Here is a 25,068-nt window from a genome sequence, read left to right on the forward strand (position 1 = left end):
AGCATCCGCGCTCATCGCAATTTCTTTCACATACCGGTGAGAATTGCTCGTTTGCCGCCGCGACACGGCGCGCCTACGATCGTCGTCCATCAGGCGAAGCCAGCGCGTCCCGCATTTTTCATTTCACGTCGCGCCGAAGCATCGCGCATTCGCGCGCCGCTACGATGGCTTCGTTCCCGACTCTCATAGCGATGCCGTCATGAATCCCGTCAATCTGGCTCAATTGCTACTTCTTGCCGCGCTGTGGGGCGGCTCCTTTCTCTTTATCCGCGTCGGCGTGACCGATCTCGACGTCGCGCCGCTGATGGCCCTGCGCGTGGGCATCGGCGCGGCTTTCCTGCTGATCGTGCTGCTGGTGCGCGGCTCCCCGCGCGAGGCATTCGCGACGATGCGCAGGCGCGCCTGGCCGCTCCTCGTGGTCGGCGTCTTCAACTCCGCCGCGCCGTTTTGCCTCTTCGCGTACGCGGAATTGACGCTGTCCGCAGGCGTCACCTCGGTGATCAACGCGACGACGCCGCTCTGGGGCGCGCTCGTCGCTTACCTCTGGCTCGGGGACCGCCTGAGCCGGCTGCGGGTGGCGGGACTTGCCATCGGCTTCGCAGGCGTGATGGCGCTCGTGTGGGATCAGATGTTCGCGCATGACGGCTCGATGTCCGCGACCACACCGATGACGACGGCGCTCGCCGCCCTCGCCGCGCTGGCCGCGACGCTCTGCTATGGCATCGCCGCGAGCTACACGAAGCGGCATCTGATGGGCGTCGATTCCCTGACGGTGGCGGCCGGCACCATGAGCGCGGCGACGATCGTGCTGCTTCCGTTCGCGCTCGTCGCGTGGCCTGCGGGCGCGGTGTCGTTCACGGCCTGGGGCGCGGTGCTCGGGCTCGGCATCGCATGCACAGGTGTGGCCTACATGGTGTTTTTCCACCTGATCGCGGTGGCGGGACCGGCGCGGGCGATCACCGTCACGTTCGTGATCCCGATTTTCGGCATTCTGTGGGGCGCGCTTTTTCTGGGCGAGCATGTGTCGGCGGGCATGGCGGCGGCTTGCACCGTCGTGCTCGCGGGCACCGCGCTCGCCACGGGCGTCGTCAAGCGGCTGCCGCTCGTGCGCGGGCGGCGCGCGGCATGCGCGAAACAGTAAGCGACGTGGTGGATGCGCCCGGTATGGCCGTCCAGCATGTTTCGGCGGGAACGGCGGTGGCTTGGGCCGTCGTGCTCGCGGGTGCTGCGCTCGCGACGGGCGTCGTCGAGCGGTTGTCGCTCGGGCATCGGCGGCGGGCGGGATGCGGCATGCAGGGAAACAGTAAGCGAAGTGGTGGATGGCATGGCGGGCGGCCTGCGCAATCGGGCTCGCGACGCGCGTCATCGAGCGGCCGCCGCTCGTGCGCGGCCAGCGGGCCGCATGCGCAAAACAGTAGGCGACGCAGTGAATGCCGCCGCTATCGCCATAGACGCGTGAGCGGTCCACTTTCGCCGCCGACGGGATCGCTGTCCGGAAAGGGCAACGCTTCCATCGCGCGGCGCTCGTCGTCGGTGAGGGCATCGCGGCGAATGTCCCACTGCTGGTCCGGCGGATAAGCGCCGATCACCTGAAAGCGGCGGCCGCTCGTCAGCAGGCAATGGCCGGTGCCGGCGGGCAGCACGATCGCATCGCCGGCGCGCAGCGCGATCACGCGCCCTTTCGGACCGCCGATTATCAATTCCGCTTCTCCCGACGCGACGCCCAGCGCCTCATGCGCCGTCGAATGAAAATGGTGATAGTCGAAGACGCTGTCGCGCCACTGCGGCGGCCAGCCGTTCTGCGCAAAAAGCGCCTCGAAGCGGCTGCCGCAATCGCGATCCTGAGGATCGATGGCGCCGTGCCAGAGGAGCACGGGCAGGCGCGCGTTGTTCGGCACCCAGCCGTTCGCCGCGAGCATGAACGGCTCGCAGCGGGCGTTTGCCGCCTGCTCGGTTTCGGTGTGCTCGGCCATATGCGTTTCTCCTTGGAATGAGAGCAGCGCAGCAACGGCCGTTCCCGTCGCGGACTCGGCGGGCGCCGTTCATTCCCACAAAACGACGCCCGTCTAACGCGATTCAGCGGCCATGCCAATGTCCATAGCCGCCGAAGCCGACTCCGACCGACACCGACGGCGCGTAGTAAGCCGGCGCATACCCATAGCCGTAAGCCGGTGCGTAGCCGTAGGCCGGCGCGGGTGCATAGCCATAAGGCGGCGCGTAGACGCAGCCGCTCAACGCTGCGGCGAGCGAGAGCGTGGCCGAGACAACGGCCACACGCTTGCCGGCTACGCTTCTGATTCGCTTTTTCATGAGAATTCGCTCCCCGACGTCCCCGTGCCTACCAATGACGATGCTCGTAGCCGCCGCGATGCGCGTACCAGTCGCGACGGTCCCAATAGCGGTCGCCGTCCCAGTAACGATCCCCGTGCCAGCCGACGACGACAACCGGCGCGGGCGCGACAACGACCGGCGCGGGCTGATACACGACAGGCGGCGCAGGCGCCGGTTGCTCGACATAGACCGGCGGCGGCGCGGCGTACACGGGCGCTGGCGCGGCATACACCGGCTCGGCCGGCACCACCGGCACGCCCAGATTGACTCCGATGCTCACGCCCGCGAAAGCCGCCTCGCAAGCGAGCCCCGCGCAGACGGTCAGCCCCAGTGCGATATACGTTTTGATGTTCATTTTGTCCTCTGCCCGAACAGCCGCAGCACGGCCATGAACGCATGTTAGAGGGGCCTGCCCCGCCTTGCGTTACAACGGCTGTAACAGATGTGAACGCTGAAACGAACGCTCGGTCTGCGCTGCAACGCCCGGGCGGAAGCGGCGTTGCCAGATGGCGGCGTCGCGGCGGCGCGCGGTTGCGCGCACGCGCGCCCACATGGGATAGTGCGGGCTTCGTCAAAAAAGGTTGCGAGCGAATGGACCTGTTGCGAAGCATGCGGATTTTCGCGCGCGTGGCCGAAGCGTCCAGCTTCACGGCGGCGGCGCAGCAGTTGGACATCACGACGGCACAGGCGTCACGGGCCATCACCGATCTCGAGACGCATCTGCGCACACGGCTTTTGAACCGCACGACGCGGCGCGTCGCGTTGACGGATGCCGGCAACCGCTATCTCGCGCGATGCAAGGAGGTGATCGCGCTCGTCGATCTGTCCGAAGCCGAAGCCGGCGACGCCCGGGTGCTGCCGAGCGGCGTGCTGCGCATGCATGCGCCGATCACGTTCGGGCATCACTATGTGGTGCCCGCGCTCACCCGCTATCTGGAGGCGCATCCGCAAGTTCGGGTGGAGCTGACGTTGTCGCAGAATGTCCCCGACATGCTGGACGAGGGCTACGATGTCTTCGTGCAGGTCACGACATCCGCGCTGCCGGACTCCGCGCTCGTCTCCACGCGCATCTGCTCGATGCCGAGCCTCTTGTGCGCGTCGCCGGACTATCTGAAGCGGGCGGGCGTGCCGCGCGACATCGAGGAGCTGTCGAAGCACGCCTGCCTTCAGCTCGTCACGACTTTTTTTCCGGTGGACCGATGGGCCTTCGAGGGCCCGCGAGGACGCGCCGAGGTGGATCTTCCGCCGGGGCGCCTGCGGGTGAATTCCGCCGATGCGCTCGCCGTCGCGGTGGCGGATGGCTTCGGCATTGCGCCGCTGCCCGCGCTGTCCGCGCTGCCGTCCATCAAGAGCGGCGAGCTCGTGCGCGTGCTCCCCGAGTGGGAACTGCAGACCATGACCATCTACGCGATGTACGCCTCCCGGCAATATCTCGATGCGAAGATCAAGACGTGGGTGGCGTTCCTGAAGGAGTTCGTCGAAGGGACGCTGGCTGAGCAGATGGGGTGAGGGGTGTGGGCGGCGCTTTGCGCTTTGCTCTTTGCTCTGGGTCTTGCTCTGCGCGCTGTGCTGTCCGCTTTTGGCCGGTTCTGTCGGCCGCTCTCTGTCTGCGGTTCGCTGTCTACTGTCTTGCGTTCGGTGTCTGGCGTTGTTGTCTGCTTTGAGCTGTCTGCCGTTGGACGTTTGCCGTTCTCCGTTCTCCGTTCTCCGTTCTCCGTTCTCCGTTCTCCGTTTTCCGTTTTCGTTTTCGGTTTGCGATGTCCCGTGCGCCGTGTGCGGTGTCCGACCGGCATTCGGTTTCGGCGTTTGCATCCGGTATTTGGCATCCGAATCCGGCATTCGGCATTCCGCGTGGGGCATCGGGCATTGAGCATTGGGCATTCGGCTTCGGCTTCGGCTTCGGCATCCGGCATCCGGCAATCGGCAATCGGCATTCGGCATTCGGATTCGGCGTTCGGCATTCGGCATTCGGCATTCGGCATTCAGCATTCGGCATTCGGCATTAAGCATTCGCATCCGGCGTCCGGCAGTCGGCTTCGGCGTTCGGCGTTCGGCGTTCGGCGTTCGGCATTCGGCATTCGGCATTCGGCATTCGGCATTCGGCATTCGGCATTCGGCATTCGGCTTCGGCATTCGGCATTCGGCATTCGGCATTCGGCATTCGGCATTCGGCATTCGGCATTCAGCATTCGGCATTCGGCATTAAGCATTCGCATCCGGCAGTCGGGTTCGGCGTTCGGCATTCGGCATTCGGCATCCGGGTTTCGGCATTCCGCGTTCGGCGTTCGGCGTTCGGCGTTCGGCGTTCGGCGTTCGGGATTCCGCGTTCGGCATTCGGCATTCGCCGTTCGGCATTCCGACACGCGAGAATGCGTTCGCGCACGAAACAAGCGCGTATAGAAGCGCGCCGATACGGTCCGCGGCAAGCCACGCATTGCCCATTTCGCAACGTTTCGTTCGGCTGCGCGATCGTCTCGAACTCGGCGATGCAGGCGGCCGCACGCCAGAATGTGGGCGCACACGGAAATCGCGCGATGAAAACTGCCCCGATACTATTCGCCGCAAGGCGCATTGCCCCTTTCGCAACGTCTCGTCCAACTGCGCGATCCTCCCAACCCGAACGATGCAGCAAGCCGACGCCCGACAACGCCAAACCACACGCTACTATCCGCATCACACCCAACCGGCTTTCACACAAGGAAACGGCCCAATGCCCCATCGTCTCGCACGCACGCTCGTCATTTCGTCCGCGCTGGCGCTTGCCGCCTGCGCCGGTCCCGTCGAATTCTCGGCGAGCGCGAATCCGCCGCCTGACAGCGAATCCGTCGACGCCGACTTCAGCGGCATGGACCACGCAATGGACACCTGCAAAGCCGCGTCGAAGAAGGCCGGCCCCGGCCGCTGCACGCAGGTTCGCGCCTATGAGGCGTGCATGAAGACGCAGGGCTACATCACGGTGCTCGGCCCGGAAAATCCGCCGAATTGCGGACAGCCCGACTGGGAGCAGGACGTCCGCCGCTGGCTCAAATGAAAGCCGGATGAACCTCAGGTGCGCCGCGCGATCCGCATGAAGAGTATGTAGAGCAGCGCGCCCGCCACCGCGCCGATCAACCAGCCGAGATTGTTGGGCGGCAGCGCCTTGAGCAGTTGCGTCGACAGTTCCCAGCCGACCGAAATCACGCCGGAGACGATCAGCGCCGCGAGGCCGACCTTGTTCCACCCGCCGTCGTAGTAGAAACGCGAGCCGGGCTGCATCGTGTAGAGCTCGGCGGCGTTCACGTGCTGACGCTTCACGAGGTAATAGTCGGCCATCATCACGCCATAGAGCGGCGCGAGCACCGCGCCGAACACCGAGACGAAGATGGTGATCGCCTTCGGACTATCGACGAAAATCCACGGGCACACGACAACCGCGAGAACCGACGCGATTAACCCGCCCTTCTTGAAGTCCACATGCTTCGGAAAGAGATTGGCGATGTCATAGGCCGGCGAGACGAAGTTCGCGACGATATTGATGCCCATCGTCGCGATGACGAACGTGATGCTGCCGACGGCCACCGCGATCTTGTTGTCGATGCGCGAAACGATCTCGACCGGGTCCATGATCATCGCGCCGAAGACTTTCTCGCTGCCCGCCGTGACGATCACGGTGATGATGGCAAACGCGATGAAGTTGAACGGCAGGCCGAGAAAATTGCCGATCTTCATCTGCCGCTCGCTTTTCGCGAAGCGCGAAAAGTCGCCGAAATTCAGCAGCAGCGCGGCGAAGTAGCTCACCACCAGCAGGATCGCGTTCACCATTGCGTGCAATTGCTCATCGCCCGGCAGCACCTTGCCGGAGAGCGTGAGATTCAGGCTGCCTAGCCCCGCGCGATACAAAATCCATCCCATCAGGAAGAACATCACGACGTACACCGCCGGCCCGCAAAAGTCGATGAACTTGCGGATGATCTCCATGCCGCGCTGGAAGATCACGAGTTGCAGCAGCCACATGAACAGGAAGCTGACCCAGCCGAGCAGGTCGAGCCGCAGAAAGGTGGTGTCGCGCAGCGCAACGGCCGACGGCACGAACAGCAGCAGCAGCGTGGCGACCGCCTTCGACGCGAAGTACGTCTGCACGCCGTACCAGACGATGCCCACGACGCCGCGAATCAGCGCGGCGAGATTCGCGCCCATCACGCCCATCGAGACGCGCGCCATGACGGGAAACGGAATGCCGTGAACGAGGCTCGGCTTGCCGACCCAGTTCATCAGCACGTAGACCACGAGAATGCCGATGGTCATCGCAAGCAGCACTTGCCAGCCGGACAATCCGAGCAAAAAGAGGCTCGCCGCGAACGTATAGCCGCCGACGCTGTGCACGTCGGACATCCACATCGCGAAGATGCTGTAGCCGGTCCATGTGCGCCGCGCGCGCGGCACCGGCGCGAGATCGTGGTTGTAGAGGCGCTCGTCCGCGTCGACGACTTGGACATCGGCGCCCGGACCGAGCGCGGAGGGTTCCGCGACGTGCGAAGCTGGCATGATCGTCCCCTCTGTTCAAAGCGTCGAGCCGCGTCCGATAGCGGCGCGTGATGCGTCGCTCGAGGCGCGTTCGACAGACAAATGAAGCCGCGATGGAGATGCGAATCGCCAGGTCGTTGTTGCGTGCGGGCCCGGCAACGGCTGGCGCGCGCCAGCCGTTAACAGAGATTAAAGTAAAACGGCTCGCTTGCCGATATGCCGGCCATGAGAAAAAAACGCCTTCCCGCCCGCGATCTGAACCTCGCCTTCGCCGCTGCCGCCGAAGCCCTCGCGCTTTTCTGCCGCTTGCGCTGGATCGACGCTGCCGATCTGCCCGCGCACGATGTGGATGCGTTGCTCGACATCGCGTTCGAAGAAGCCGCGCAGCAGGCGGCCGAGCGCCGCACGAAGACGCATCGCGCGGGATAGGCCACGCTTCGGGCGTGCAAGTTGCTTCGCGGCTTGGCGTCCCGTCGTCGCCTTGAACATGGGGCTGGCCATCGTACGACTGTCTCCCGACCGTCACATGACCGTCGCACGCGCGTGTCGCGGAGGTTCCATGTCGAAAATTCTCGGGCCCGTGCTCGGGCCACAAATCAGAAGCGTCGCGCGCCATCCAGTCGCTTTTTTGATGCGTACCGTGAAGGCGTTTCGCGCAAACCAGGGGATGCTGCTCGCCGGTGCGGTCGCGTACTACGCGCTGCTTTCGATCGTGCCCCTCCTGATTCTCATCGTCATCGTGCTGTCGAAGTTCGTCGGCCAGCAGGAGTTGCTCGACACGCTCGCGCATCTGCTCGAATGGCTGGTGCCGGGACAGGCGCGCGCGATCGTGCGCGAGCTCGCCAATTTTCTGACGCATCGCGCGGTGATCGGCTGGCTGCTGCTCGTCACGATGATCTTCTTCAGCTCGCTCGCCTTCACCGTGCTGGAGAACGCGATGTCGGTCATCTTCGTGCATCGCGTCGCCATTCGCCGGCGCCACTTCTTGCTGTCCGCGTTGCTGCCGTATTGCTACATCCTCTTTCTCGGCGTCGGCATGCTGATCGTCACGCTGGTGTCGAACGGCTTGCAGGCGATGGGCGACAACAGCGTCACCCTGCTCGGCTTCGAACTGTCGCTCAAGGGCGCGTCGCGGCTATTGCTCTATCTGCTTGGCGTGGCGGGGGAAGTCTTCGTGCTGACATCGATCTATCTCGTGATGCCGGTCGGGCGGCCGTCGCTCAGGCTCGCGCTGCTCGGCAGCATCACGGCGGCGGTGCTGTGGGAGATCACGCGGCACGTGCTCGTCTGGTACTTCGCGACGCTTTCGCAGGTGAGCGTCGTGTATGGGTCGCTCACGACGTCGATCGTCGTGTTGTTCAGCCTCGAAGCCCTGGCGACGCTGCTCTTGTTCGGCGCGCAGGTGATTTCCGAGTTCGAGCGATTCGGTTTACCGCAGGCGGACAAGCCGCCGTCCTTCCGCACCGACTGACACGCTGCACGATGCCCGCGCCGCGCCGCTGCGATACATTGGGCGCATTTGAGTCGCCCGACTTCCGATGGACGAACCGAAACCCGCCGCGCGCAGCGCCCCGCTCACCGCCCTCACGGTCCTCACCGCGCTCGCGATGCTCGCCTTCGCCGGCAATTCGCTGCTCTGCCGGCTCGCGCTCAAGGGCACGCGGATCGATGCCGCGACGTTCACGTTCGCGCGCATCGCGTCGGCGGCGCTCGTGCTGTGGCTGATTCTCGCGGCGCGTGGCGGCGATGCGCGGCGCGCGGGAAGCTGGGCGTCGGCCGCGATGCTCACGCTGTATGCGGTTGCGTTCTCCTATGCCTATGTCGGCCTGCCGGCGGGCGCGGGCGCGCTGCTGCTTTTCGGCGCGGTGCAGGCGACGATGATCGGCTACGGTCTTTTTCGCGGCGAACGTCTTGCCGCGCGGCAATGGCTCGGGCTGGCATTCGCGCTCGCCGGGCTCGTCTGGCTCGTGCTGCCGGGGCTGGCCGCGCCGCAGCCGATATCGTCGGCGCTGATGATCGTGGCGGGCGTCGGCTGGGGCGTGTATTCGCTGAGAGGCCGCGGCCTCGCCGATCCGGTCACCGCCACCGCCGGCAATTTCCTCCGCGCCTTCCCCATCGCGGCGGCGGTCTTTGCGCTCGCTCAGACGCACACGACTTTCGACGCCGCCGGTTTGGGCTACGCGGTGGCCTCCGGCGCGATCACGTCGGGACTCGGCTACGTCGCCTGGTACGCGGCTCTCAAAGGGCTGAAGCCCGCCACGGCCGCGACGGTTCAACTCAGCGTGCCGGTCATCGCGGCGGCGGGCGGCGTCGCGCTGCTCGGCGAAGCGCTCACGGTGCGCCTCTTCATTAGTTCGGCGGCGATTCTCGGCGGCATCGCGCTCGTCGTGCTATCGCGCGGCAGACGTTAGAATGCACCGCGTCTCATAGAAGTTCGCGCTCAGTCTGTGCGCGATGCAACCAAGTCCGGTGGCGCTGATCTGAGGAATGGCCGACGCCGCCGGCTGGCCTGCGCGATGCTACGGTAGTATTCGGTATTCAAGCGATTCCGCGCCGTCGCGTCACGCGCTCTGCCGCTCAGGCCCGCATCACGCGTCGCCCCGAATTTCGAGTACCGCCGAAGCTGGCAGATTTTTCCGGCGCTCGGCAAGCGTTACATTAACTGGGACACGAACCGTCAGTCCGCTGCCCGCGCTTTCCACAGCGCCCGGCTCGGGACGACGCCGTTCGGACTCCCAGCGTGCTTCTGTTTGACCATTCATTTCGAATGAAGCGCCAAAGCGAACGAGATCTGCACTGTTCGCTTTGGCGCTTCATCCGGCTTCCTGCGGCGACTCGCGCAACGTGCATGCGCGGTCGATGCCCGCCGCCGTCGACGTACCTGTTCTGGAGGGCGCAGCCATGCCTCACCACGCTGAACTACCCGAAGAGCCGTTTGCGGGCGCCGCGACGCCCGCAAACGATCCTTCCGTCCCTCTGGCCGCGTCCGAGACCCCGCTCGACTTCGACGACGATCTCGACGCCCCGCGCGCGCCCCCGCGCTTCGGGCGGCTCGCGCTCTGGATGGCGTCCGCGAGCGCGCTCGGCATCGGCGTGCTCGGCACGGTCGCGTACAGCATGTGGTTCAATCACGATCAGCGCGTCTATACCGAAGCGATGGCGAGCGCGCGCCGCACGCTCGGCATCGACCAGCCAGTGATCGCGGCGGGACCGCCCTCGCAAACACTGTCGTCGGGCATCGTGCAGGCGCCGCCGCCCACGGCGAGCCTCGTCGCGGCGCACGCCGACACCACCGCGCTCGCCGACAATCCGCCCGCCGATACCGCCGACACCTCGGACACCACGAGCCTCGGCACCGTCGCGGCCGCGCCGGTCTTGCCGGTCACGGGCGCATCACAGGATGCGGCGCCGCAACCGCGAACCGCGTCCAATGCCGCATCGGAGACGGTCGCGGCCAGCCGGGCGAGCCGCGGCGCAAACGGCCAGCCGGTCCGCACGGCGCAGGCAAAAGAGGCCGCGCGCCATCGTGCGTCGCGTGCCAAGGCCGAGCCGGGACTGTTCGCCCGCGTGGGCGCGTTCTTCCATCGAGTGAGCTATCGACGCAATGCCACATCCGGCCAGCGAGAGGACTACTCCCGTCCGTGAGATTCGCCCGACGCACGCCTTCGCGGCGCGCGCCGGACACGCACTGGACGAGGCGCGCGCGTACGCCCGGCGGCTGCGCGTGCCCGGCCCCGCGCCGATGGCCGCCGCTGCGCTGCTGTGTCTGCTGATCGGCCTGCTGTTTCTTGCATACCAGGTGCGCGCGATCTTTTCCGCGCAACTTCAGCAGGAATATGTCGGACTGGTGCTTCAGGCGGTCGAGCGGGCGGATACGGCGCGCGCATCCGCCCTGGCGCTGAAGGACGCTTCCGCGAACGATGCACAGCATCGCGCCGGATACCGCGAGGCGCGCATCGAGTGGGCGGCGCGGCTCGCGAGCCTGCACGCGCTCATCGCGTCGAGCCCCACGCCCGCGCCCGCGCTGCCGCCGTCCGCGCTATTGCCGGCATCGGACTTCAACTTGGCGAGCGCCGCGCTCGATTCCGCCGACGCGTACTGGCGTAACGAACGCGACCGCGCGAGCGGCGACGTGCGCGCGCGCATCGTGAGCGTGTCGCATACGCTGATCGCGTTGTCGGCCATCGTGTTCGGCGTGCTCATCACCGCGCTCGGAATGTATGCAAAACGCAATCGGCAACTCGTCGGCATCTCGAGCGAATTCGAGCATGCGTCGCTGCATGATGCGATGACCGACCTGCCGAATCGCCGCAAGCTCTTCGCGGCGCTGGAGGAATCAGCGGAGGCGTTACCGGTTGGTCCGGATGTCAAGCGTATCGCCGTGCTGTACATCGACCTCGACGGCTTCAAGCGTGTCAACGACACGCACGGCCACCGCATCGGCGATGAGTTCCTGATCGCCGTGTCGCGGCGTTTCCGGCAGACGGTTCGCAACAGCGATATCGTCGCCCGGATAGGCGGCGACGAATTCGCCGTGCTGGTGAGGGAGTTTTCGAGCGATCTGGAGCTTGCGGCCATCGCGCAACGCATCATCCATTGCGTCGCGGAAACCGATGCGCGCATGGGCCTGTCGCTCGTGCGCGCGAGCATCGGCATTGCGAGCTTTCCGGATCGCGTGACGGATTACTGGCGGCTCGTCGCCGCCGCCGACGACACGATGTACACCGTCAAGCGCAACGGCAAGAACGGGTACGCGTTCGCGTCGTCGTCGGCCGCGTAAGCGCGTTGCGCGGCACGGTGGCCGCGTCAGGCGGCCGCGCGCAGGTCTTCTTCGCCGCCCAGTGCTTCGGTCAATGCCGCAAAGAGCCGCGCGAGTTCGCCGGTCATCAGCAGGAAGTCGGATTCGAAGCGTTCGTCGTCGTTCGCGGCCGTGGGATCGGCGGCTTCCTTGATGACGTCGAGCGGGCTCACGCGCTTGAGCGTGAGCGACGGCGTCAGCACGAACGACACGCGGTCGTCCCAGGTCATCGCAAGACGCATGCATTGCTTGCCGGCTTCGATATGGCGGCGCATGTCCTCCGCTTCGAGCGCATGGCCGACATAACGCACGGTGGCATTGTTCTCGCCCGCCGAACGCAGCTCCGTATCGCGATCCAGCGTGAAGCCCGCAGGCGCGTCGCCAGTCAGGAGCCATTCGGTCATCGCCGACACGGGCGAGCGCGCGGCACGCACGCTTGCGAGCGGCAAATCCGTGATCGACTTCACCAGCAAGCCGATGATGTCGTCGGCGAGCGTGGCCGATGCCGCGTCGATGGCGAGCCAGCCATGCACCGGATCGATCCACACGCGCGTGTCGCGGCGAATGCTGAAGGCGCGAGGCAGGAGTTCATCCGTCACTTGCTCCTTCAGTTCGCGCATCTGCTTGCGCCCCGGCTTGAAGCCCTGCTGCTCTTCCAGTTCCAGCGCGCGTTCCTTCGCAAACTGCGTGACGACCGACGCGGGCAACAGCTTTTTCTCCGCGCGATACGTGAGCAGCATCTGACGATTGACCGTGTACACGAGCACATCGTCGCCGCGCGGCGAGACCCAGCCGCGCCGCTCGTTCTCGATGCTCGAAGCATCGCTGAACGCGAGCGGCGCGAGCCACTCGTGCATCTGATCGGGCGTGACGGTCCAGTGAACGGGAAGACGGTGAAGCTGAAGATTCTTGAACCACATGGCGGCGCTTTCGATGTTGTTCGGAAAAGCGGGCCATTCTATACGACGCATGCCGCGCGGCGCGAGACGCACGACGTCATGGACGGCGATGCGCGCATCGAGCCGCGAAAACGGGACTACACTGAGGACGCTTTCGATGCACGCGTGCATCAGGCGAGGAGGTTCGAATGATCGATCTAGACGCGAGCCGCACGTTTCGCGGGCTACCGCTCACGCCCGAGCAAGACGCTGAAGTCAGGCACTATATCAAAAGGAAAAAGCAGCGCGGCGAGCCGTGGAATACGGCGGAACTGCGCGCGATGCTGCGCGACATGCTGGAACCGCCCGGCGAAGAACCCGCTTCCGACGAAGACGCGGAGGACGACACGCGCTCGGTGGCGGAACGCGCCTCGGCATTCATCGACGATGGCATGGACCCGATAGAAAGCAGCGAGGAACGGCATGCGGCGATGGAATCCGAAGCGATGAAAGGTCCGCGGCGTTGACAAAGAAAGCGCGCCGGCCGAGGCCGGCGCAGCATGATTCCCGCACGTTCGTTCAGTGTCTGCGATGCGTCCAGTCTCGCGGCGGATGCGTGTCCAGCCAGCGCGCTTTCGGCGGATAAATGTTCGGGTGCTTGTGATGCATCACGAGAATCACGATGGCGCATAGCACCACGACGACTCCCACCATCAAGGTGATCATTGGCTCGGTCATCGCAACCTCCTTCGGGGCTCAAGGGGCGATGCTTTCATTGTAGTGCTGGCGTCGTTGCACGGCGCGCAAATCTTACGCGCCGATGCACACCGCGCCCGCCGCTATCACGCAGCAGGCCATGAGGCGCCGCGCCGTCAATTGCTAGCCGAGGAAGATGCGCCCGATCAACGCCGCGAACACGACGCTCGTTTCGCGCAACGCGGACACCGCGCCCATTGCGCCGAACTGCATCGCCCAGATGACGATGCCGTACGCGGCCACCGAGACGAGCCCGCCCGCCATGTTCTGCGCGACGACGCCGGCAGGCGCACGCAGCGCATGCCGCCCGCGCATCGCGACAAAAAGCGGCGGCATCAGCAGATAGAACGCGAACATCCACGCCGTATAGGCTAAAGCGTGCCCCGAAGCGCGCACACCGATGCCGTCGATCACCGTATAGACCGCGATGGTCGCGCCCGTGAGAAACGCGGCGGACAGCCCCTTTCGCGAGAGATTGCCGCGCTGCAACGCAAGCCACACGATGCCGGACGACACGAGCACGATGCCCGCCACCGGCAGCACGCCGGGATGCTCGCGCGCAAAGAGCGCCGCGCCGAGAGCGACGAGCATCGGCGACGAACCGCGTGCAATCGGATAGGTCGCGCCGAGATCGCCGCCTTGATACGCGCGCACGAGCGCCATGTTATAGGCGATATGCACGAGCCCCGACGCGACGATGCACGGCCATGCGCCGCTCGCGGGCATCGGCAAAAAAGGGATCGCGACGACCGATACCACGCCGATGCACAGGCTCATCCATGTCATCGAGAGAAAGCGGTCCGCGTTGCCGTGCAGCATCGCGTTCCATGTCGCGTGCAAGAGCGCGGCGAAGAGCACGCAGCCGCCAACGTAGCTGAACATCGGTTCGACACTCCTGTCGCTGAAGCAGTCAGTCTAAACGACGCACGCGCTTTGTATTGCGCAATCCCTTATAAGCGAAGCGCGGCACGGGCCGAACGCATGGCCTATAGTGCAAAGGACCGCACGACGGAGACAGACATGGCGACATGGAAACCCGATCCGAGCTTCTACCCATCACCGCGTCTCGCCGCGAAGGCGCCGCGCGAAACGCTCGCGTACGTCGCGACATTCGATCCCGAGCGCAAGAGTCCGGACAAACTCGCCGTCGTCGATGTCGATCCGGATTCATCGAGCTATACGCAGATCGTCGGCGAGTTGTCGATGCCCGACGCAGGCGATGAACTCCATCACTTCGGCTGGAACGCCTGTTCGTCGTGCCTGTGCCCGAACGCACCGCATCCGCACATGGAGCGGCGCTATCTCGTCGTGCCGGGGCTGCGTTCGTCGCGCATTCATATCATCGATACGAAGCCGGACCCGAAAAAGCCGGTCATCGTCAAAACGATCGAACCTGAAGAACTTGCCGAGAAAACCGGCTATACGCGGCCACACACCGTTCATTGCGGACCGGGCGGCATCTATGTCACCGCGCTCGGCAACGCCGAAGGCAAGGCGCCCGGCGGCGTGCTGCTGCTCGATCAACAGAGCTTCGATCCGCTCGGCCGCTGGGAAGTGGATCGCGGACCGCAGCAACTCGCCTATGACGGCTGGTGGCATCTCGGTTACGACACGATGGTGACGAGCGAATGGGGCACGCCCGACACCATCGAAGCGGGCCTCATTCCCGAACTGCTGCTCGGCGCGAAGTACGGGCGCAAGCTGCACTTCTGGGACTTCACGAAGAGGAAGCACATACAGGAGATCGACTTCGGCGACGAGTATCAACTCGTCTTCGAACTGCGGCCCGCGCATGATCCGACCAAGGCGTACGGCTTCGTGAATTGCGTCATCAGCCTGAAGGACCTGTCCTCGTCGATCTGGACGTGGTATCGCGACAAGGACAAGTGGGCCGTGAAGAAAGTGATCGACATTCCAGCCGAGCCTGCCGATGCTTCCGTGCTGCCGCCGCTGTTGCAGGGCTTTGACGCGGTGCCGCCGCTCGTCTCCGACATCGACTTGTCGATGGATGACCGCTTTCTTTATGTGTCGTGCTGGGGCACCGGCGACATGCTGCAATACGACGTCTCCGATCCCTTCGCGCCGAAGCTCACGGGCAAGGTCCGCATTGGCGGCGTGGTCGCGCGCGCGACGCATGCGGGCGCGAAGAACGGTTCGCTCAACGGCGGTCCGCAGATGGTGGAAGTGAGCCGCGACGGACGGCGCGTGTACTTCACGAACTCGCTCTACGGCGCGGTGGATGCGCAGTTCTACCCCGAAGGCATCGATGGCTGGATGGTCAAGCTCGACGCCGATCCGAACGGCGGACTGAGCGCGGACGAGAAGTTCTTCATCGACTGGCCGAAAGGACATCGCCCGCATCAGATACGGTTGCAAGGCGGCGATTGTTCTTCGGACTCCTATTGTTATCCGTGATGCGCAGGCGGGATGTTCCCCGATGAACGCCGCCCCGCCCGCGCTCTGGCTCACGGCTGCGGGACTCGGCGCATTTCATGGCGCGAATCCCGCGATGGGCTGGCTGTTCGCGCTCGCGCTCGGTCTCTACGCGCATAGCAGGCGCGTCGTGCTTGTGTCGCTCGTGCCGATCGCGCTCGGGCACGCGGCGTCGGTGGCGCTCGTGCTCGCGGGCGTGCTGACGCTCGGCTCCGTCGTTGGTCATGCGACGCTTGCGCGCGGCTGCGGCGTGTGTCTGATCGGCTGGGGCTTATGGCGTGCGTGGCGCGGACATCGCGGACGTCCGACCGTGGGCATGCGTACCGGTCTTGCGGGTCTCGCGCTCTGGTCCTTCGTGATGTCGAGCGCGCATGGCGCGGGCCTGATGCTCGTGCCCGCCTTGCTGCCGTTTTGCGGCGGCGCGGGCGCGGCGGGCAAGACATCGGCAGCCGCGTTCGAAGCCGGCGCGCTTGCGCTGTCCGTGCATACCGCGGCGATGCTCGTGGTGATCGCCGCCATCGCGCTCATCGCCATGTCGCTGCACGAGCGCACCGGCCTCGGCTTCCTGCGCACGGGCTGGGTCAATGTCGATTGGCTCTGGAGTGTGGCGCTGATCGCATGTGGCGTCTGGCTCTTCCTGTAGCGTTGATGCCCGTTTCCGTTGCGCAAAGCGATGGCGGGCGCCGGCAGAAGTTCGGCGGGTAACGCCTACCGCCACCGATTGCACGACACTGGGCGTCCCGGCAATATCGCTCGAAATGACGAATAAAGAACGCTTCGCTGCGCCGAGATACGGACCAGGCCGGTCCGACACAAGTCATAACAACGGGGACTCTGTCATGCGCGAAATCTCGTACGAAGAACAAACCGTCAATTCGATCAATCCGCTCGCGCGTTTCGCGCATCGCACCCGCATGACGATGGCGACCGAGCTCGTCACCGGCCTATGCCCCGCACGCGGTACCGTGGTGGACTTCGGCGCGGGACCGGGCCTTTTCCTGCACACGCTCGGCGAGTCGCGACGGGACATCACGCTCGTCGGCCACGACAAGTTCATGGCGCCGGCGTTTCCTGAGGTGAAGTATGCCGAGTCGCTCGATACCGTCGCATCGCGTAGCGTCGATGTATTGACAGCCTTCGAGGTGTGCGAGCATCTCTATCCCCGCGAAGTCGATGCGCTGCTGGACGACGCGGCGCGAATCCTCAAACCCGATGGCGCGCTCGTCGTCTCCGTGCCGATCATGTACGGCCTCGCGATCGCCCCAAAAGTATCGAATTGGATGATCCGCAGCCGCACGCTCAAATCGGAATACACGCCCGCAGAGTTGCTCAAGGCGATGGTCGGCATTCGCGTCAGCCGGCCGCAGAACCCGCGCACGACCCACAAGGGCTTCGACTTTCGCGAACTGCGCGACGTGGTGAGCGAGCGGTTCGCGCTCGATGCGGTGCATACCAGTCCGGTGCCTCATGCGCCGTGGTGGGTCAGTTCGCAGTACTTCATGATTTGCAGGCCGCGCGCGCGAAGCTGACGCGCACGGGGAATGGGTTCTCGGCGGAGATTAGGCAGGTTCTTTACTCCGCCGAGCGCCCTGAGGAAGGCGTCTGGCACCGATGCGGTACGGTGACGGCGATCGCGCGTAACGACGCTCTGCGAAGCCCCTGGCCGCCCGGCTGGCGTTTGGCATTCTGCATGCACGATGCCGCACGCAGCACGCCGAATGCAAAACACCGCCCGTCAGTTAGCCGGAATAGTGACGACCGGCGCCTTCGCCGTATCCGTCACCTCGCCGAGCGCCATCAGGTTCTGCACCACCGTGAACGCGTATTTCGAATCGAAGTCGGCGCGGTCGATCCAGTAGTTCGATTTGTCGTAGAGCACACTCACGTAGGCGTCGGGCGGCGCCTTCTCGCCCACTCTGACGACGATCGTCGGACGCGTCTCCCCGCCGATCAGCCCGATCGTCGGCTTCGTCGCGCCGCTGCCGAGCTGCGCGTCCGGCACCGGGATTTGCGCGCCGAGATCCGTCAGGATGCCGAGGACCGAACGCGTGACCATCGGAATGCGATCGTGGTCCGACGACTGCCCGTACACGATCTCGTAGGTCTTCATCTTCGGCGAAAGATGCAGGAGCTTGCGCACGAGCGTCAGGTCGTCGACGGTTTGCTTGTTGGCGCCGCTGCGCGTCGCTCCGAGCGTCATGAAGATGCGGGGCGCATGATCCTGATCGCGCGTTTCCACGTTCAATTCGCCCGCCAGTTGCAGACGGCGCAGCGCCTGAATCAACAGGAAGAACTCCGGCGCGCCCGCGGCATTGGGGCCGCCGAGTGCATTGCCGTTCTGCAGGCCCGCGATGGATTGCGCGGTGATGCGCAGCAACAAGTCGATCGGAATGCCGCTTTCCGCGAGCGGCAGCACGAGCGTCGGCGAGAGCGGCCGGATATAGGCGCTCGCGTAGGCGTCGCCCGTGGTCGGCGTGAACGTGAACGTCGGGTGATTGGAATACGAAACGCTGCCGGACGCCTGGGCGTAATTCGGCTGGGCGCCGGAACCTGCATTCAGAATGCCGCCGCCCGTTGCATCGAACGTATAGGCGGCGATGATGCTGCTCACGGTGAGGAAGGAAGGCGCATCGGCGAAGCGCAACCCGACGATGGCGGCGAGTATTTCGCGCTTCTGGGCATCGCCGAGCGCGCGAGCGTAGTCGACCTGATCGGCCTTCAACCGCGTCGGACCGAAGCCGGAACAGCCCGCCGCGAGAAATGTAGCGCCCAGTATGGCGATGGATAAGGCTTTCCTTGGGTTCTTGGTCGTTGTCGTCCGGTTCATAAGGCCTTGAGTGAGATCAGCGAGGAGGGTCGTCGGCGCAATGGCCGCGGAGCACCCGGGGCCGGCAGCAATTCTCATACCTTTCGAGTCAAGTGCGGCCAAGCGCGCGTTCCGTGCCTTCGCATTGCGCGAAGGCACGGGCACGCGACCGACGAAAGTTCTCGCTCAGGAGGCGTTATTCGATTGCTCGCGCCGCTCGGCGGGCGGTGTCGCGTCATGACGCGCACGCGCGATGTGCCGGTTGGCCTCGGCGTGGTGCGCGACGAGCGCGTCGAGACGGTCCTGCGCGAAGCGCGGACCATCGTCGCGTGCATGCGCCGCCGCGCTTGCGAGCGTTGCACCCGCGATAAGGACGAAAGCAGCCAGGCGCCTGGTATTCATCATTCACCTCCGCAAGAAAGACGGGATGCGTGCGTCGATGCTCGATCTCCGCCCTCTCCCGTATCCGCCAAAATACAGCGCCGCCGCGCCGTCTGCATGATGCATGCAATGAACCCCTTGCAGGCCGCGCGGCGATTTCCTATTTCTTAGCTGAAAGGCTACGTTCAGGAGACCCTCGCCATGAAACTCGCCCTCTTCTTCGACGGCACCTGGAACGAGCCGAACGACCGCACCAACGCCTATCTCCTCTACAAGCTCGCGCCCGAAACAGACGATCAGGAAACGCTGTACGTGCCGGGCGTCGGCACGCAGGGAAACGGCCTCTTCGCGCTGGCGAACAAGTTTCTCGGCGGGGCATTCGGCGACGGCCTCTCGGCCAACATCAAGAGCGGCTATGCGTGGCTGTGCGAGCGGTACAAGCCGGACGCATCGATCTATATCTTCGGCTTCTCGCGGGGCGCCTACTCAGCGCGCAGCCTCGCCGGGCTGATCCGCAAATGCGGCCTCTCCAACGACTGGAGCGATGCGTCCATCGATCAGGCCTACGGCATCTATCGGGATCAGGGCGTGGGGCCATCAGACGACTCAGTGCGGGCGTACCGCAAGCAGTTCTCGCGCGAGGTGGACGTCGCGTTCATCGGCGTATGGGATACCGTCGGCGAACTGGGCATTCCCATTGGCGGGCTGCCGGTGCCGGGCTTTTCCAGTTACTACAACTTTCACGACACCACGCTCGCCAACAGCACGCGCGCGGCGTACCACGCGATAGCCGCGAACGAATTCCGCTCGCTCTACAAGCCGACGCTATGGACGCAGGGCACCGAGGACCGTGGAACGCTGCCGCTCGAGCAGCGATGGTTCGCGGGCGCGCATGCCAATGTGGGCGGAGGCTATCTGAGCCCGCCGCGCGATCCCGCCGACCTGCTGCCCTTGATCCCGGCGGAATGGCTCCGGCAGAAAGGACAGTTTCACGGCCTCCAGTTCGACAGGCCCATTCCGATTCCGAAAGAGGCGTTCGCCTGCGAGCCCATCGATTCGTATTCAGAATTCACAAAGATGAATCCGCTGCTGCAAGACGTGTGCAGGAAAGAGCCGCGCGTGGCCGGCGCCGCGCTCAACGAAACCGTCGATCCGAGTCTTGCGAACCGGCTCGCCACGTCCGGTTTTTTGGATGCGTTTCCGGTGCTGCGCGACCAGTTGCGCGCGCTGCCTGTGGGGACGTAAGACGCGCTGCTTACCGGCGCACTCAGAACAGGTGCGGCGGCGTGCGGTCCACCATGTCGCGCGGCAGGGTTTCTTCGAGTTCGAATTCGACGCTCGGGAAATCCTGCAGGCGGCCTGTCACTTCGGCTTCGCCTTCGCTCGTGAAGAGGCCGTCGAGATAATCGAACGTCAGCTTGTCGACCAGCGCCTTCAGCGCAAGCTCCGCGCTGCGCTTCGGCTCGACGGAAATGTCGTCCACATCGAGCCGCGCGCAGTACTCTCCGCCCTTCGACTCCATCGCGCCGATGTCGATCACCTTGCCGTCGACGTTCTGCGCCAGCACGCGCTGCTCCACCGCGAACAGGCGAAACGGCCGCTCCAGCCCGACGGGATCGCCAGAAGCGGACGTCGAGCCGGCCTGGTCTTTTGCATTCGAATTCGTTTGCGTCGTCATCGCTGCTTCTCCTGAGATGCGTTTGCTCATCACCGCGCAGCAAGTGACGCGCCCGATTCGCGCATGACGCAGCATCGCGCAACCTTTCCATTGCGGGCCGCCGCATCCTAGAGTGCTGGAATAAGCCGATGCACCCAACGCAACTCAACGCAACGCACAACACAACGCAACGCAAAGGAGCAGCCAGTGGACGGAACCATGAGCGCGAAAGTCGCAGTCATCACCGGAGCGGGACGCGGGCTTGGACGCAGCGCGGCGCTGAAGCTCGCGCAACAGGGCGTGGGCATCATCGGCACGTGGAACAGCGACGCTGCGGCTGCGGAAGCCGTGGCCGGTGAAATCGAGGAGTTCGGCTGCAAGTGCGCGATGCTCGAACTCGACGTCGCCCGCAGCGAAACCTTCGGCGCCTTCGCCGACGAGGTGTGCAAGGCGCTCGAACAGTCGTTCGATCGCACGAACTTCGACTTCCTCGTGAACAACGCGGGAATCGGCATACACGCCGCTTTCGCCGACACGACGCCCGAGCAGTTCGACCAGCTCGTGAATATTCACCTGAAAGGACCGTTCTTTCTGACGCAGGCGCTGCTGCCGTTCCTGCACGAAGAAGGCAGCATCGTCAACGTGTCGAGCGGGCTGACGCGTTTTGCTTTGCCAGGATACGCGGCCTATGCGGCCATGAAAGGCGGCGTCGAGGTGCTGACCCGCTATCTCGCGAAGGAGCTCGGTCCGCATGGCATCACGGTCAATGCCATCGCGCCGGGCGCGATCGAGACGGATTTCGGCGGCGGCGTCGTGCGCGACAACCAGGAGGTGAACGAATTCGTCGCGCAGAACACGGCGCTCGGGCGCGTGGGCCTGCCGGACGATATCGGCGGCGCGATCGCGGCGATGCTCTCGGACGGCAATCGGTGGATGACGGCGCAGCGCGTCGAGGTATCGGGCGGGATGTTCATCTGACGGGCAGCATTTGGGGGGAACATTGGCGCAAAAAAAAAACCGGACGCCGAGGCGTCCGGTTTTCTGTGAAGCAAGTGCGGCTTAGAACCGGTGGATAATACCCACGCCTGCGCCGAACATATTGCGCGTTGCCGAAGGCACGCCTTGGAAGCCGTCGCCGAGCGTCGCGTTGGCGGTCACCTGATGGCCCGCCGTGTTGCCCGTCGGCGCCGAGAGCGTATTGCCGTTGGCGCGCTGGTACGCTTCGAGCGCGTAGAAGCCCGTGCGCTTCGAGAGCGAGTAGTACTGCGACAGGTTGAACTGGTGATACGACGCCGCGCTCGTGATGCCGTTCGCCTTGCTCGTCCACGTATAGCTGTAGCCCGCCCCGAAGTCCCATGCCGACGATGCCTTCCAGTGCAGCACCGTGCCCGCCGTGTTGAAGATTGCTTCGTCGGTGAAAAGCGAGTTGGCGCCCGGGATGTACTGGACGTTCGAGTACGTCACGGAGATGTCCCACGCGCTGTTGAACGCGTAGCCGCCCGCGACGGCGAAGCGGTTCTGCGCCTGTGCGCGCTGATAGCCCGCGGTCAGCGCGGAGACGCCCGGCTGGCCCGAGCCATCGGTCGCCGTGGTGCTGTTGACGACGGCCGAGCTGCCGCTATAGATGCCGCCGCCGTTGGCCGCATTGTTGAAGCGTTCGAACGCGACCGTCATCCCGACCGGACCCTGCGCGTACTGCACCGCCGCCGACCACGCCGAGCCCTGATAGGCGCTGCCCGGCACGCCTGCGAACGAGTATGAGCCGCTGACCGTGAAGCCATAGACCTTCGGCGACGTGTACACGACCGAGTTGTTCGCCCGGTAGATCGTGTCCATGTTGTCGATATCGCCGGGGTGCGCACCGAAGTAGCCAGTCAGCCAGTTCGTCGGGCTATACGGCGACAGCAGCGTGTAGTAGGACGTGTACTGACGGCCCAACGTCAACGTACCGTAGTTCGCGTTGGTGAGACCGACCCATGCCTGACGGCCGAACATCGCGTTGGTGAACTGCTGACCGCCGCTATTAATATCGAAGCCCGATTCGAGCTGGAAAATGGCCTTGTTGCCGCCGCCGAGATCTTCCGCGCCCTTCAGACCGAAGCGGCTGCCAGCCCAGATGCCCGAGGCCATCTTGACGTTGGAGCGGCCCGGTGTGCTGCGCGCGAGGTTCGTCTGGCTGTTCTGATAGACGATCGAATCGTCGACGATACCGTACAGCGTCACGCTGCTCTGCGCGAACGCCGGCGCGGCGGCTGCGAATGCGGTCGCGGCGATGACGGCAGCCCTGGTCATTTTGAAACCCTTCATTTCTTCTCCTCTTGCTTTGTGCGGTATGAGCGAACTCTTCGTGGCCGACGCTGGAACCGGTGCGCAACCGCCCCGCGAGCGCGACTTTTATCGCTGGCAAGTGTATGGCTTGCGGATGGAATCCGAAAGAATCGTGAACATTGGTGTCTTTTTTTTTCACCGTGTGGTTAACCAGTATTTGCTTGAGCGCAAATATTTGGCAACCGGGCACGAAACTGACAGAGAACCAACGCCCGGCGGGCGCGCGGGCGTCGGCTGGGAGGCGGCGTCGCTGAGTCGTCGGAGACGAAACGGGCGCAAACGCTTGCCGGAAAAGGATCGCGGAGAAGCAGAAGAAAGGCTCGCCTTGCGCGAGCCTGCGGGAAAGGTACGCATCGCGCTCGCGCCCGATGCGCCGGGCGTCTACGCTCCGGGCGACACGACGAAGCAAGCGCCAGAGCGAAGCGCGCGCAGGCTAACCGTAAGCGCGCAAGCACCACGCCAGCGCGCCCGCCGGCTCGGAAAGCTCGACGCAAAGAACGTTACGGTTCTACTGTTCGATTCGCGAGCGCAATTCCCGCGCGGTTTCGAGCAGACCCTCGTATCCCGAGCGGGCGTGCGAAGGCAGATCGGGATCGCCGACGAGCGTGCCGAGCGTCTCGATCAGGCTGTACAGGATGCCTTTTGCCGCGCCTGCGGCCATTCGTCCCGCGGCGACGGATTCATCGACGTGCGTGATGGCGGCATCGAAATGCTCGAGCTCGGGATGCGCTGCGTCGAGGTTCGATGAAACGGGGCGTGGCTCGCGAGGATCACTCGGATCATGCGGCTGTGACGGGTCGTTGTTCATGATGATCTGCCTTCCTGGCTGTGGACCCTTTCTGTATAACGCTGCCGCGCGATGGCCGCAATCCGGTCACACCGCGCCGCAGTGTCGCGGTCACGACGCCGGCAACTCCTCCACGGGCACGATCCGATGCACGCGCCGGCCCTCGCCCGGATGCGACGCGGCCGCGCCATGCGGCAGGCCATGCTCCATCAGGAGCGCGCGCAGCTCGTTGATGACCGGAAAGACTTCGTGGTTATGATCCGCGCCCTGCCGGTCGTGCGCCTCCTGCTCGCGCTCCACGATCCACCGGTCTTCCTTGAAAATGCGCTCGGTGAACCACACGAGCAGCGGCCACGCGATATCGAGCAGGCCGGAGATTTTTGGGCGGCGGATCGACAACAGGCCGAAGGTGCGGTTGGTGCGCTGCTCGGCATCGAGCGGCACGTAGGCGATCCACAGGTCCATCACCATGGTCTCGTCACTCGTGCGGATCTTGAGCGTCTGGTACGGATAATCGGTGCGGACGGTCATCACGTCCTTCTGCGGCGCGTCCGGCTTGTCGCCCTGCTTCTCGGCCTGCTTCTCGCCGCGCTTCTGCCCGAACACGAGCGCCTCGCCGATCGGCTGCTTGCCCGCCTCGCGCGCGAAGGTGTAGTCGACTTCGATCCAGTCTTCGCCCCGGCGACGCCCGAGCGAACGCGCCCGCATGCTGCCCATCTGCCGCCGATGCAGAAACTGATGATTCATGTCCATCAGGTTCTCGTGCATGAACGTGTAGTGGCACTTCACCTCGCGGCCGAAGCGGCGCGTCTTGTAAGCCTTGTCGGCTGCGCTCACGAGCGACGGAAACTTCGCGGCGGCGGCGAGCTGCGGATCGCCCGTGAAGACGAACACGAGCCCCGCTTCCTCGCGGCACGGATACGCGCGCACGCCGTTGGGCAGGCGCTCGCGGCCGAGATAGGGGATGTCGGTGCAGCGGCCGGTGCAGTCGTAGGTCCAGCCGTGATAGCAGCAGCGAATCGATTCGCCATCCACGACGCCCGCCGATAGCGGCACTTGCCGATGCGCGCAGCGATCTTCGAGCGCGAACACGTTGCCCGAATCCGGGCGCACGAGCACGATCGGATCCCCCGCGAAGCGCACGGCGTGCGCGTGGCCGCGCTTCACTTCGTGCGACCATGCGAGCGGATACCAGTGATCGGGATGAATGTCGATGCGGCGCAAGTCGCGCGGGCTTCCGGGCGCATCGGTTGAAGCGGCATCCTCATCGCCTTGCGGCAACGCTGCGTGCATGTGAAACGCCTCCGGTAGAGGGAGATCGGGTGACGCGCCCGTCAAAGCAGCGCAAGAAACGACGCACAAACGATCCCCGCAGTCTACACGGCGAGGCGGGTTTCGGCGCGGGTGGAA

27 protein-coding genes and 1 pseudogene are annotated in these 25,068 nt (G+C 64.9%); 15 read left to right on the forward strand and 13 right to left on the reverse strand.

Features of this window, described 5'->3' with window-relative positions; translation table 11 throughout:
* Positions 1–199: 199 nt before the first annotated feature.
* The gene (locus tag GV035_RS17390; protein ID WP_159836251.1) at positions 200–1,141 is read left to right on the forward strand and encodes a DMT family transporter; all 942 of its coding nucleotides are present in this window, start codon (positions 200–202) and stop codon (positions 1,139–1,141) included.
* A 298-nt stretch (positions 1,142–1,439) separates the two neighbouring features.
* Here the strand turns inward: GV035_RS17390 and GV035_RS17395 are convergent, their stop codons facing one another.
* The 3 genes from GV035_RS17395 to GV035_RS17405 all read right to left on the reverse strand — a co-directional run bounded on the left by GV035_RS17395 (position 1,440) and on the right by GV035_RS17405 (position 2,686).
* Positions 1,440–1,973, reverse strand: coding sequence for a cupin domain-containing protein (locus GV035_RS17395; protein ID WP_159836252.1), 534 nt, complete (start codon positions 1,971–1,973; stop codon positions 1,440–1,442).
* 103 nt (positions 1,974–2,076) lie between these two features.
* A complete protein-coding gene (locus tag GV035_RS17400; RefSeq protein ID WP_201303992.1) occupies positions 2,077–2,310 on the reverse strand; it encodes a hypothetical protein in 234 nt (77 codons plus the stop codon).
* Between the two features lie 28 nt (positions 2,311–2,338).
* Positions 2,339–2,686, reverse strand: a complete 348-nt coding sequence (locus GV035_RS17405; protein WP_159836253.1) for a hypothetical protein — start codon at positions 2,684–2,686, stop codon at positions 2,339–2,341.
* Between the two features lie 236 nt (positions 2,687–2,922).
* Here GV035_RS17405 and GV035_RS17410 point away from each other — a divergent pair, with 236 nt between their 5' ends.
* Both GV035_RS17410 and GV035_RS17415 read left to right on the forward strand, forming a co-directional pair.
* Entirely contained in the window at positions 2,923–3,840 is a 918-nt protein-coding gene (locus tag GV035_RS17410; RefSeq protein ID WP_159836254.1) for a LysR family transcriptional regulator, read from the forward strand.
* 1,201 nt (positions 3,841–5,041) lie between these two features.
* Positions 5,042–5,362 carry a hypothetical protein gene (locus GV035_RS17415; protein ID WP_159836255.1) on the forward strand — a complete coding sequence of 107 codons (321 nt, stop codon included), beginning with the start codon at positions 5,042–5,044 and terminating at the stop codon, positions 5,360–5,362.
* A 14-nt stretch (positions 5,363–5,376) separates the two neighbouring features.
* Here GV035_RS17415 and GV035_RS17420 read toward each other — a convergent pair whose 3' ends face one another.
* Positions 5,377–6,855 (reverse strand): NCS1 family nucleobase:cation symporter-1, encoded by a 1,479-nt coding sequence (locus tag GV035_RS17420; protein ID WP_159836256.1) that lies wholly within the window; start codon positions 6,853–6,855, stop codon positions 5,377–5,379.
* A gap of 204 nt (positions 6,856–7,059) precedes the next feature.
* On the opposite strand from GV035_RS17420, the gene GV035_RS17425 reads away from it, so the two are divergent.
* The 5 genes from GV035_RS17425 to GV035_RS17445 all read left to right on the forward strand — a co-directional run bounded on the left by GV035_RS17425 (position 7,060) and on the right by GV035_RS17445 (position 11,614).
* Positions 7,060–7,263 (forward strand): hypothetical protein, encoded by a 204-nt coding sequence (locus tag GV035_RS17425; RefSeq protein WP_159836257.1) that lies wholly within the window; start codon positions 7,060–7,062, stop codon positions 7,261–7,263.
* Positions 7,264–7,393: 130 nt separating this feature from the next.
* Positions 7,394–8,305, forward strand: a complete 912-nt coding sequence (locus GV035_RS17430; RefSeq protein WP_159836258.1) for a YihY/virulence factor BrkB family protein — start codon at positions 7,394–7,396, stop codon at positions 8,303–8,305.
* A gap of 67 nt (positions 8,306–8,372) precedes the next feature.
* Complete coding sequence (locus tag GV035_RS17435; RefSeq protein WP_159836259.1) at positions 8,373–9,245, forward strand: DMT family transporter; 873 nt, start codon at positions 8,373–8,375, stop codon at positions 9,243–9,245.
* 490 nt (positions 9,246–9,735) lie between these two features.
* Positions 9,736–10,479: a hypothetical protein gene (locus GV035_RS17440; RefSeq protein ID WP_159836260.1), complete on the forward strand. Its 744-nt coding sequence runs from the start codon at positions 9,736–9,738 to the stop codon at positions 10,477–10,479.
* A gap of 73 nt (positions 10,480–10,552) precedes the next feature.
* Positions 10,553–11,614: a GGDEF domain-containing protein gene (locus GV035_RS17445; protein ID WP_159838023.1), complete on the forward strand. Its 1,062-nt coding sequence runs from the start codon at positions 10,553–10,555 to the stop codon at positions 11,612–11,614.
* Positions 11,615–11,640: 26 nt separating this feature from the next.
* On the opposite strand, the gene GV035_RS17450 is transcribed toward GV035_RS17445, so the two are convergent.
* Positions 11,641–12,552, reverse strand: coding sequence for a recombination-associated protein RdgC (locus tag GV035_RS17450; protein ID WP_159836261.1), 912 nt, complete (start codon positions 12,550–12,552; stop codon positions 11,641–11,643).
* On the opposite strand from GV035_RS17450, the gene GV035_RS17455 reads away from it, so the two are divergent.
* Both GV035_RS17455 and GV035_RS17460 read left to right on the forward strand, forming a co-directional pair.
* Complete coding sequence (locus GV035_RS17455; RefSeq protein WP_159836262.1) at positions 12,526–12,723, forward strand: hypothetical protein; 198 nt, start codon at positions 12,526–12,528, stop codon at positions 12,721–12,723. The genes GV035_RS17450 and GV035_RS17455 overlap by 27 nt on opposite strands.
* Complete coding sequence (locus GV035_RS17460) at positions 12,720–13,037, forward strand: hypothetical protein (protein ID WP_159836263.1); 318 nt, start codon at positions 12,720–12,722, stop codon at positions 13,035–13,037. The genes GV035_RS17455 and GV035_RS17460 overlap by 4 nt, the downstream gene beginning before the upstream one ends.
* Positions 13,038–13,089: 52 nt before the next feature.
* Here the strand turns inward: GV035_RS17460 and GV035_RS17465 are convergent, their stop codons facing one another.
* Together GV035_RS17465 and GV035_RS17470 are read right to left on the reverse strand one after the other, a co-directional pair.
* Positions 13,090–13,248, reverse strand: a complete 159-nt coding sequence (locus GV035_RS17465; protein ID WP_159836264.1) for a hypothetical protein — start codon at positions 13,246–13,248, stop codon at positions 13,090–13,092.
* A gap of 72 nt (positions 13,249–13,320) precedes the next feature.
* Positions 13,321–14,148: pseudogene (locus GV035_RS17470) on the reverse strand (EamA family transporter).
* Positions 14,149–14,286: 138 nt separating this feature from the next.
* Between GV035_RS17470 and GV035_RS17475 the strand changes: the two are divergent.
* The 3 genes from GV035_RS17475 (at position 14,287) to GV035_RS17485 (ending at position 17,228) form a co-directional block, all read left to right on the forward strand.
* Positions 14,287–15,681, forward strand: coding sequence for a selenium-binding family protein (locus GV035_RS17475; protein ID WP_159836265.1), 1,395 nt, complete (start codon positions 14,287–14,289; stop codon positions 15,679–15,681).
* 22 nt (positions 15,682–15,703) lie between these two features.
* A complete protein-coding gene (locus GV035_RS17480) occupies positions 15,704–16,342 on the forward strand; it encodes a hypothetical protein (RefSeq protein WP_159836266.1) in 639 nt (212 codons plus the stop codon).
* A gap of 196 nt (positions 16,343–16,538) precedes the next feature.
* Positions 16,539–17,228 (forward strand): class I SAM-dependent methyltransferase, encoded by a 690-nt coding sequence (locus GV035_RS17485; RefSeq protein ID WP_236572648.1) that lies wholly within the window; start codon positions 16,539–16,541, stop codon positions 17,226–17,228.
* Between the two features lie 206 nt (positions 17,229–17,434).
* Here GV035_RS17485 and GV035_RS17490 read toward each other — a convergent pair whose 3' ends face one another.
* Entirely contained in the window at positions 17,435–18,526 is a 1,092-nt protein-coding gene (locus tag GV035_RS17490) for a hypothetical protein (protein ID WP_159836268.1), read from the reverse strand.
* 165 nt (positions 18,527–18,691) lie between these two features.
* Positions 18,692–18,910: a hypothetical protein gene (locus GV035_RS17495; RefSeq protein ID WP_236572650.1), complete on the reverse strand. Its 219-nt coding sequence runs from the start codon at positions 18,908–18,910 to the stop codon at positions 18,692–18,694.
* 177 nt (positions 18,911–19,087) lie between these two features.
* Between GV035_RS17495 and GV035_RS17500 the strand changes: the two genes are divergently transcribed.
* Positions 19,088–20,131, forward strand: coding sequence for a DUF2235 domain-containing protein (locus GV035_RS17500; protein ID WP_159836270.1), 1,044 nt, complete (start codon positions 19,088–19,090; stop codon positions 20,129–20,131).
* A 22-nt stretch (positions 20,132–20,153) separates the two neighbouring features.
* Here GV035_RS17500 and GV035_RS17505 read toward each other — a convergent pair whose 3' ends face one another.
* Positions 20,154–20,564 (reverse strand): hypothetical protein, encoded by a 411-nt coding sequence (locus tag GV035_RS17505; RefSeq protein ID WP_236572651.1) that lies wholly within the window; start codon positions 20,562–20,564, stop codon positions 20,154–20,156.
* Between the two features lie 198 nt (positions 20,565–20,762).
* Between GV035_RS17505 and GV035_RS17510 the strand changes: the two genes are divergently transcribed.
* Positions 20,763–21,521: an SDR family NAD(P)-dependent oxidoreductase gene (locus tag GV035_RS17510; protein ID WP_159836271.1), complete on the forward strand. Its 759-nt coding sequence runs from the start codon at positions 20,763–20,765 to the stop codon at positions 21,519–21,521.
* Positions 21,522–21,602: 81 nt separating this feature from the next.
* Here the strand turns inward: GV035_RS17510 and GV035_RS17515 are convergent, their stop codons facing one another.
* From GV035_RS17515 to GV035_RS17525, 3 genes are all read right to left on the reverse strand, one after another.
* Complete coding sequence (locus GV035_RS17515) at positions 21,603–22,850, reverse strand: porin (protein WP_159836272.1); 1,248 nt, start codon at positions 22,848–22,850, stop codon at positions 21,603–21,605.
* Positions 22,851–23,379: 529 nt separating this feature from the next.
* Positions 23,380–23,679 carry a hypothetical protein gene (locus tag GV035_RS29500; protein ID WP_159836273.1) on the reverse strand — a complete coding sequence of 100 codons (300 nt, stop codon included), beginning with the start codon at positions 23,677–23,679 and terminating at the stop codon, positions 23,380–23,382.
* A 90-nt stretch (positions 23,680–23,769) separates the two neighbouring features.
* Positions 23,770–24,951 (reverse strand): aromatic ring-hydroxylating oxygenase subunit alpha, encoded by a 1,182-nt coding sequence (locus tag GV035_RS17525; protein WP_159836274.1) that lies wholly within the window; start codon positions 24,949–24,951, stop codon positions 23,770–23,772.
* Between the last annotated feature and the right edge of the window lie 117 nt (positions 24,952–25,068).

Source organism: Burkholderia sp. 8Y (assembly GCF_902506145.1).
In the GTDB taxonomy this organism is placed as follows: domain Bacteria; phylum Pseudomonadota; class Gammaproteobacteria; order Burkholderiales; family Burkholderiaceae; genus Caballeronia.

Coding starts and splice junctions, on each gene's coding strand:
- GV035_RS17460 (WP_159836263.1), top strand. CDS start 12,720: ATGATCGATCTAGACGCGAGCCGCACGTTTCGCGGGCTACCGCTCACG.
- GV035_RS17515 (WP_159836272.1), bottom strand. CDS start 22,850: ATGAAGGGTTTCAAAATGACCAGGGCTGCCGTCATCGCCGCGACCGCA.
- GV035_RS17425 (WP_159836257.1), top strand. CDS start 7,060: ATGAGAAAAAAACGCCTTCCCGCCCGCGATCTGAACCTCGCCTTCGCC.
- GV035_RS17480 (WP_159836266.1), top strand. CDS start 15,704: ATGAACGCCGCCCCGCCCGCGCTCTGGCTCACGGCTGCGGGACTCGGC.
- GV035_RS17490 (WP_159836268.1), bottom strand. CDS start 18,526: ATGAACCGGACGACAACGACCAAGAACCCAAGGAAAGCCTTATCCATC.
- GV035_RS17410 (WP_159836254.1), top strand. CDS start 2,923: ATGGACCTGTTGCGAAGCATGCGGATTTTCGCGCGCGTGGCCGAAGCG.
- GV035_RS17525 (WP_159836274.1), bottom strand. CDS start 24,951: ATGCACGCAGCGTTGCCGCAAGGCGATGAGGATGCCGCTTCAACCGAT.
- GV035_RS17450 (WP_159836261.1), bottom strand. CDS start 12,552: ATGTGGTTCAAGAATCTTCAGCTTCACCGTCTTCCCGTTCACTGGACC.
- GV035_RS17405 (WP_159836253.1), bottom strand. CDS start 2,686: ATGAACATCAAAACGTATATCGCACTGGGGCTGACCGTCTGCGCGGGG.
- GV035_RS17430 (WP_159836258.1), top strand. CDS start 7,394: ATGTCGAAAATTCTCGGGCCCGTGCTCGGGCCACAAATCAGAAGCGTC.
- GV035_RS17495 (WP_236572650.1), bottom strand. CDS start 18,910: ATGATGAATACCAGGCGCCTGGCTGCTTTCGTCCTTATCGCGGGTGCA.
- GV035_RS17420 (WP_159836256.1), bottom strand. CDS start 6,855: ATGCCAGCTTCGCACGTCGCGGAACCCTCCGCGCTCGGTCCGGGCGCC.
- GV035_RS17390 (WP_159836251.1), top strand. CDS start 200: ATGAATCCCGTCAATCTGGCTCAATTGCTACTTCTTGCCGCGCTGTGG.
- GV035_RS17465 (WP_159836264.1), bottom strand. CDS start 13,248: ATGACCGAGCCAATGATCACCTTGATGGTGGGAGTCGTCGTGGTGCTA.
- GV035_RS17500 (WP_159836270.1), top strand. CDS start 19,088: ATGAAACTCGCCCTCTTCTTCGACGGCACCTGGAACGAGCCGAACGAC.
- GV035_RS17475 (WP_159836265.1), top strand. CDS start 14,287: ATGGCGACATGGAAACCCGATCCGAGCTTCTACCCATCACCGCGTCTC.
- GV035_RS17440 (WP_159836260.1), top strand. CDS start 9,736: ATGCCTCACCACGCTGAACTACCCGAAGAGCCGTTTGCGGGCGCCGCG.
- GV035_RS17415 (WP_159836255.1), top strand. CDS start 5,042: ATGCCCCATCGTCTCGCACGCACGCTCGTCATTTCGTCCGCGCTGGCG.
- GV035_RS17395 (WP_159836252.1), bottom strand. CDS start 1,973: ATGGCCGAGCACACCGAAACCGAGCAGGCGGCAAACGCCCGCTGCGAG.
- GV035_RS17400 (WP_201303992.1), bottom strand. CDS start 2,310: ATGAAAAAGCGAATCAGAAGCGTAGCCGGCAAGCGTGTGGCCGTTGTC.
- GV035_RS29500 (WP_159836273.1), bottom strand. CDS start 23,679: ATGAACAACGACCCGTCACAGCCGCATGATCCGAGTGATCCTCGCGAG.
- GV035_RS17435 (WP_159836259.1), top strand. CDS start 8,373: ATGGACGAACCGAAACCCGCCGCGCGCAGCGCCCCGCTCACCGCCCTC.
- GV035_RS17485 (WP_236572648.1), top strand. CDS start 16,539: ATGCGCGAAATCTCGTACGAAGAACAAACCGTCAATTCGATCAATCCG.
- GV035_RS17510 (WP_159836271.1), top strand. CDS start 20,763: ATGAGCGCGAAAGTCGCAGTCATCACCGGAGCGGGACGCGGGCTTGGA.
- GV035_RS17505 (WP_236572651.1), bottom strand. CDS start 20,564: ATGACGACGCAAACGAATTCGAATGCAAAAGACCAGGCCGGCTCGACG.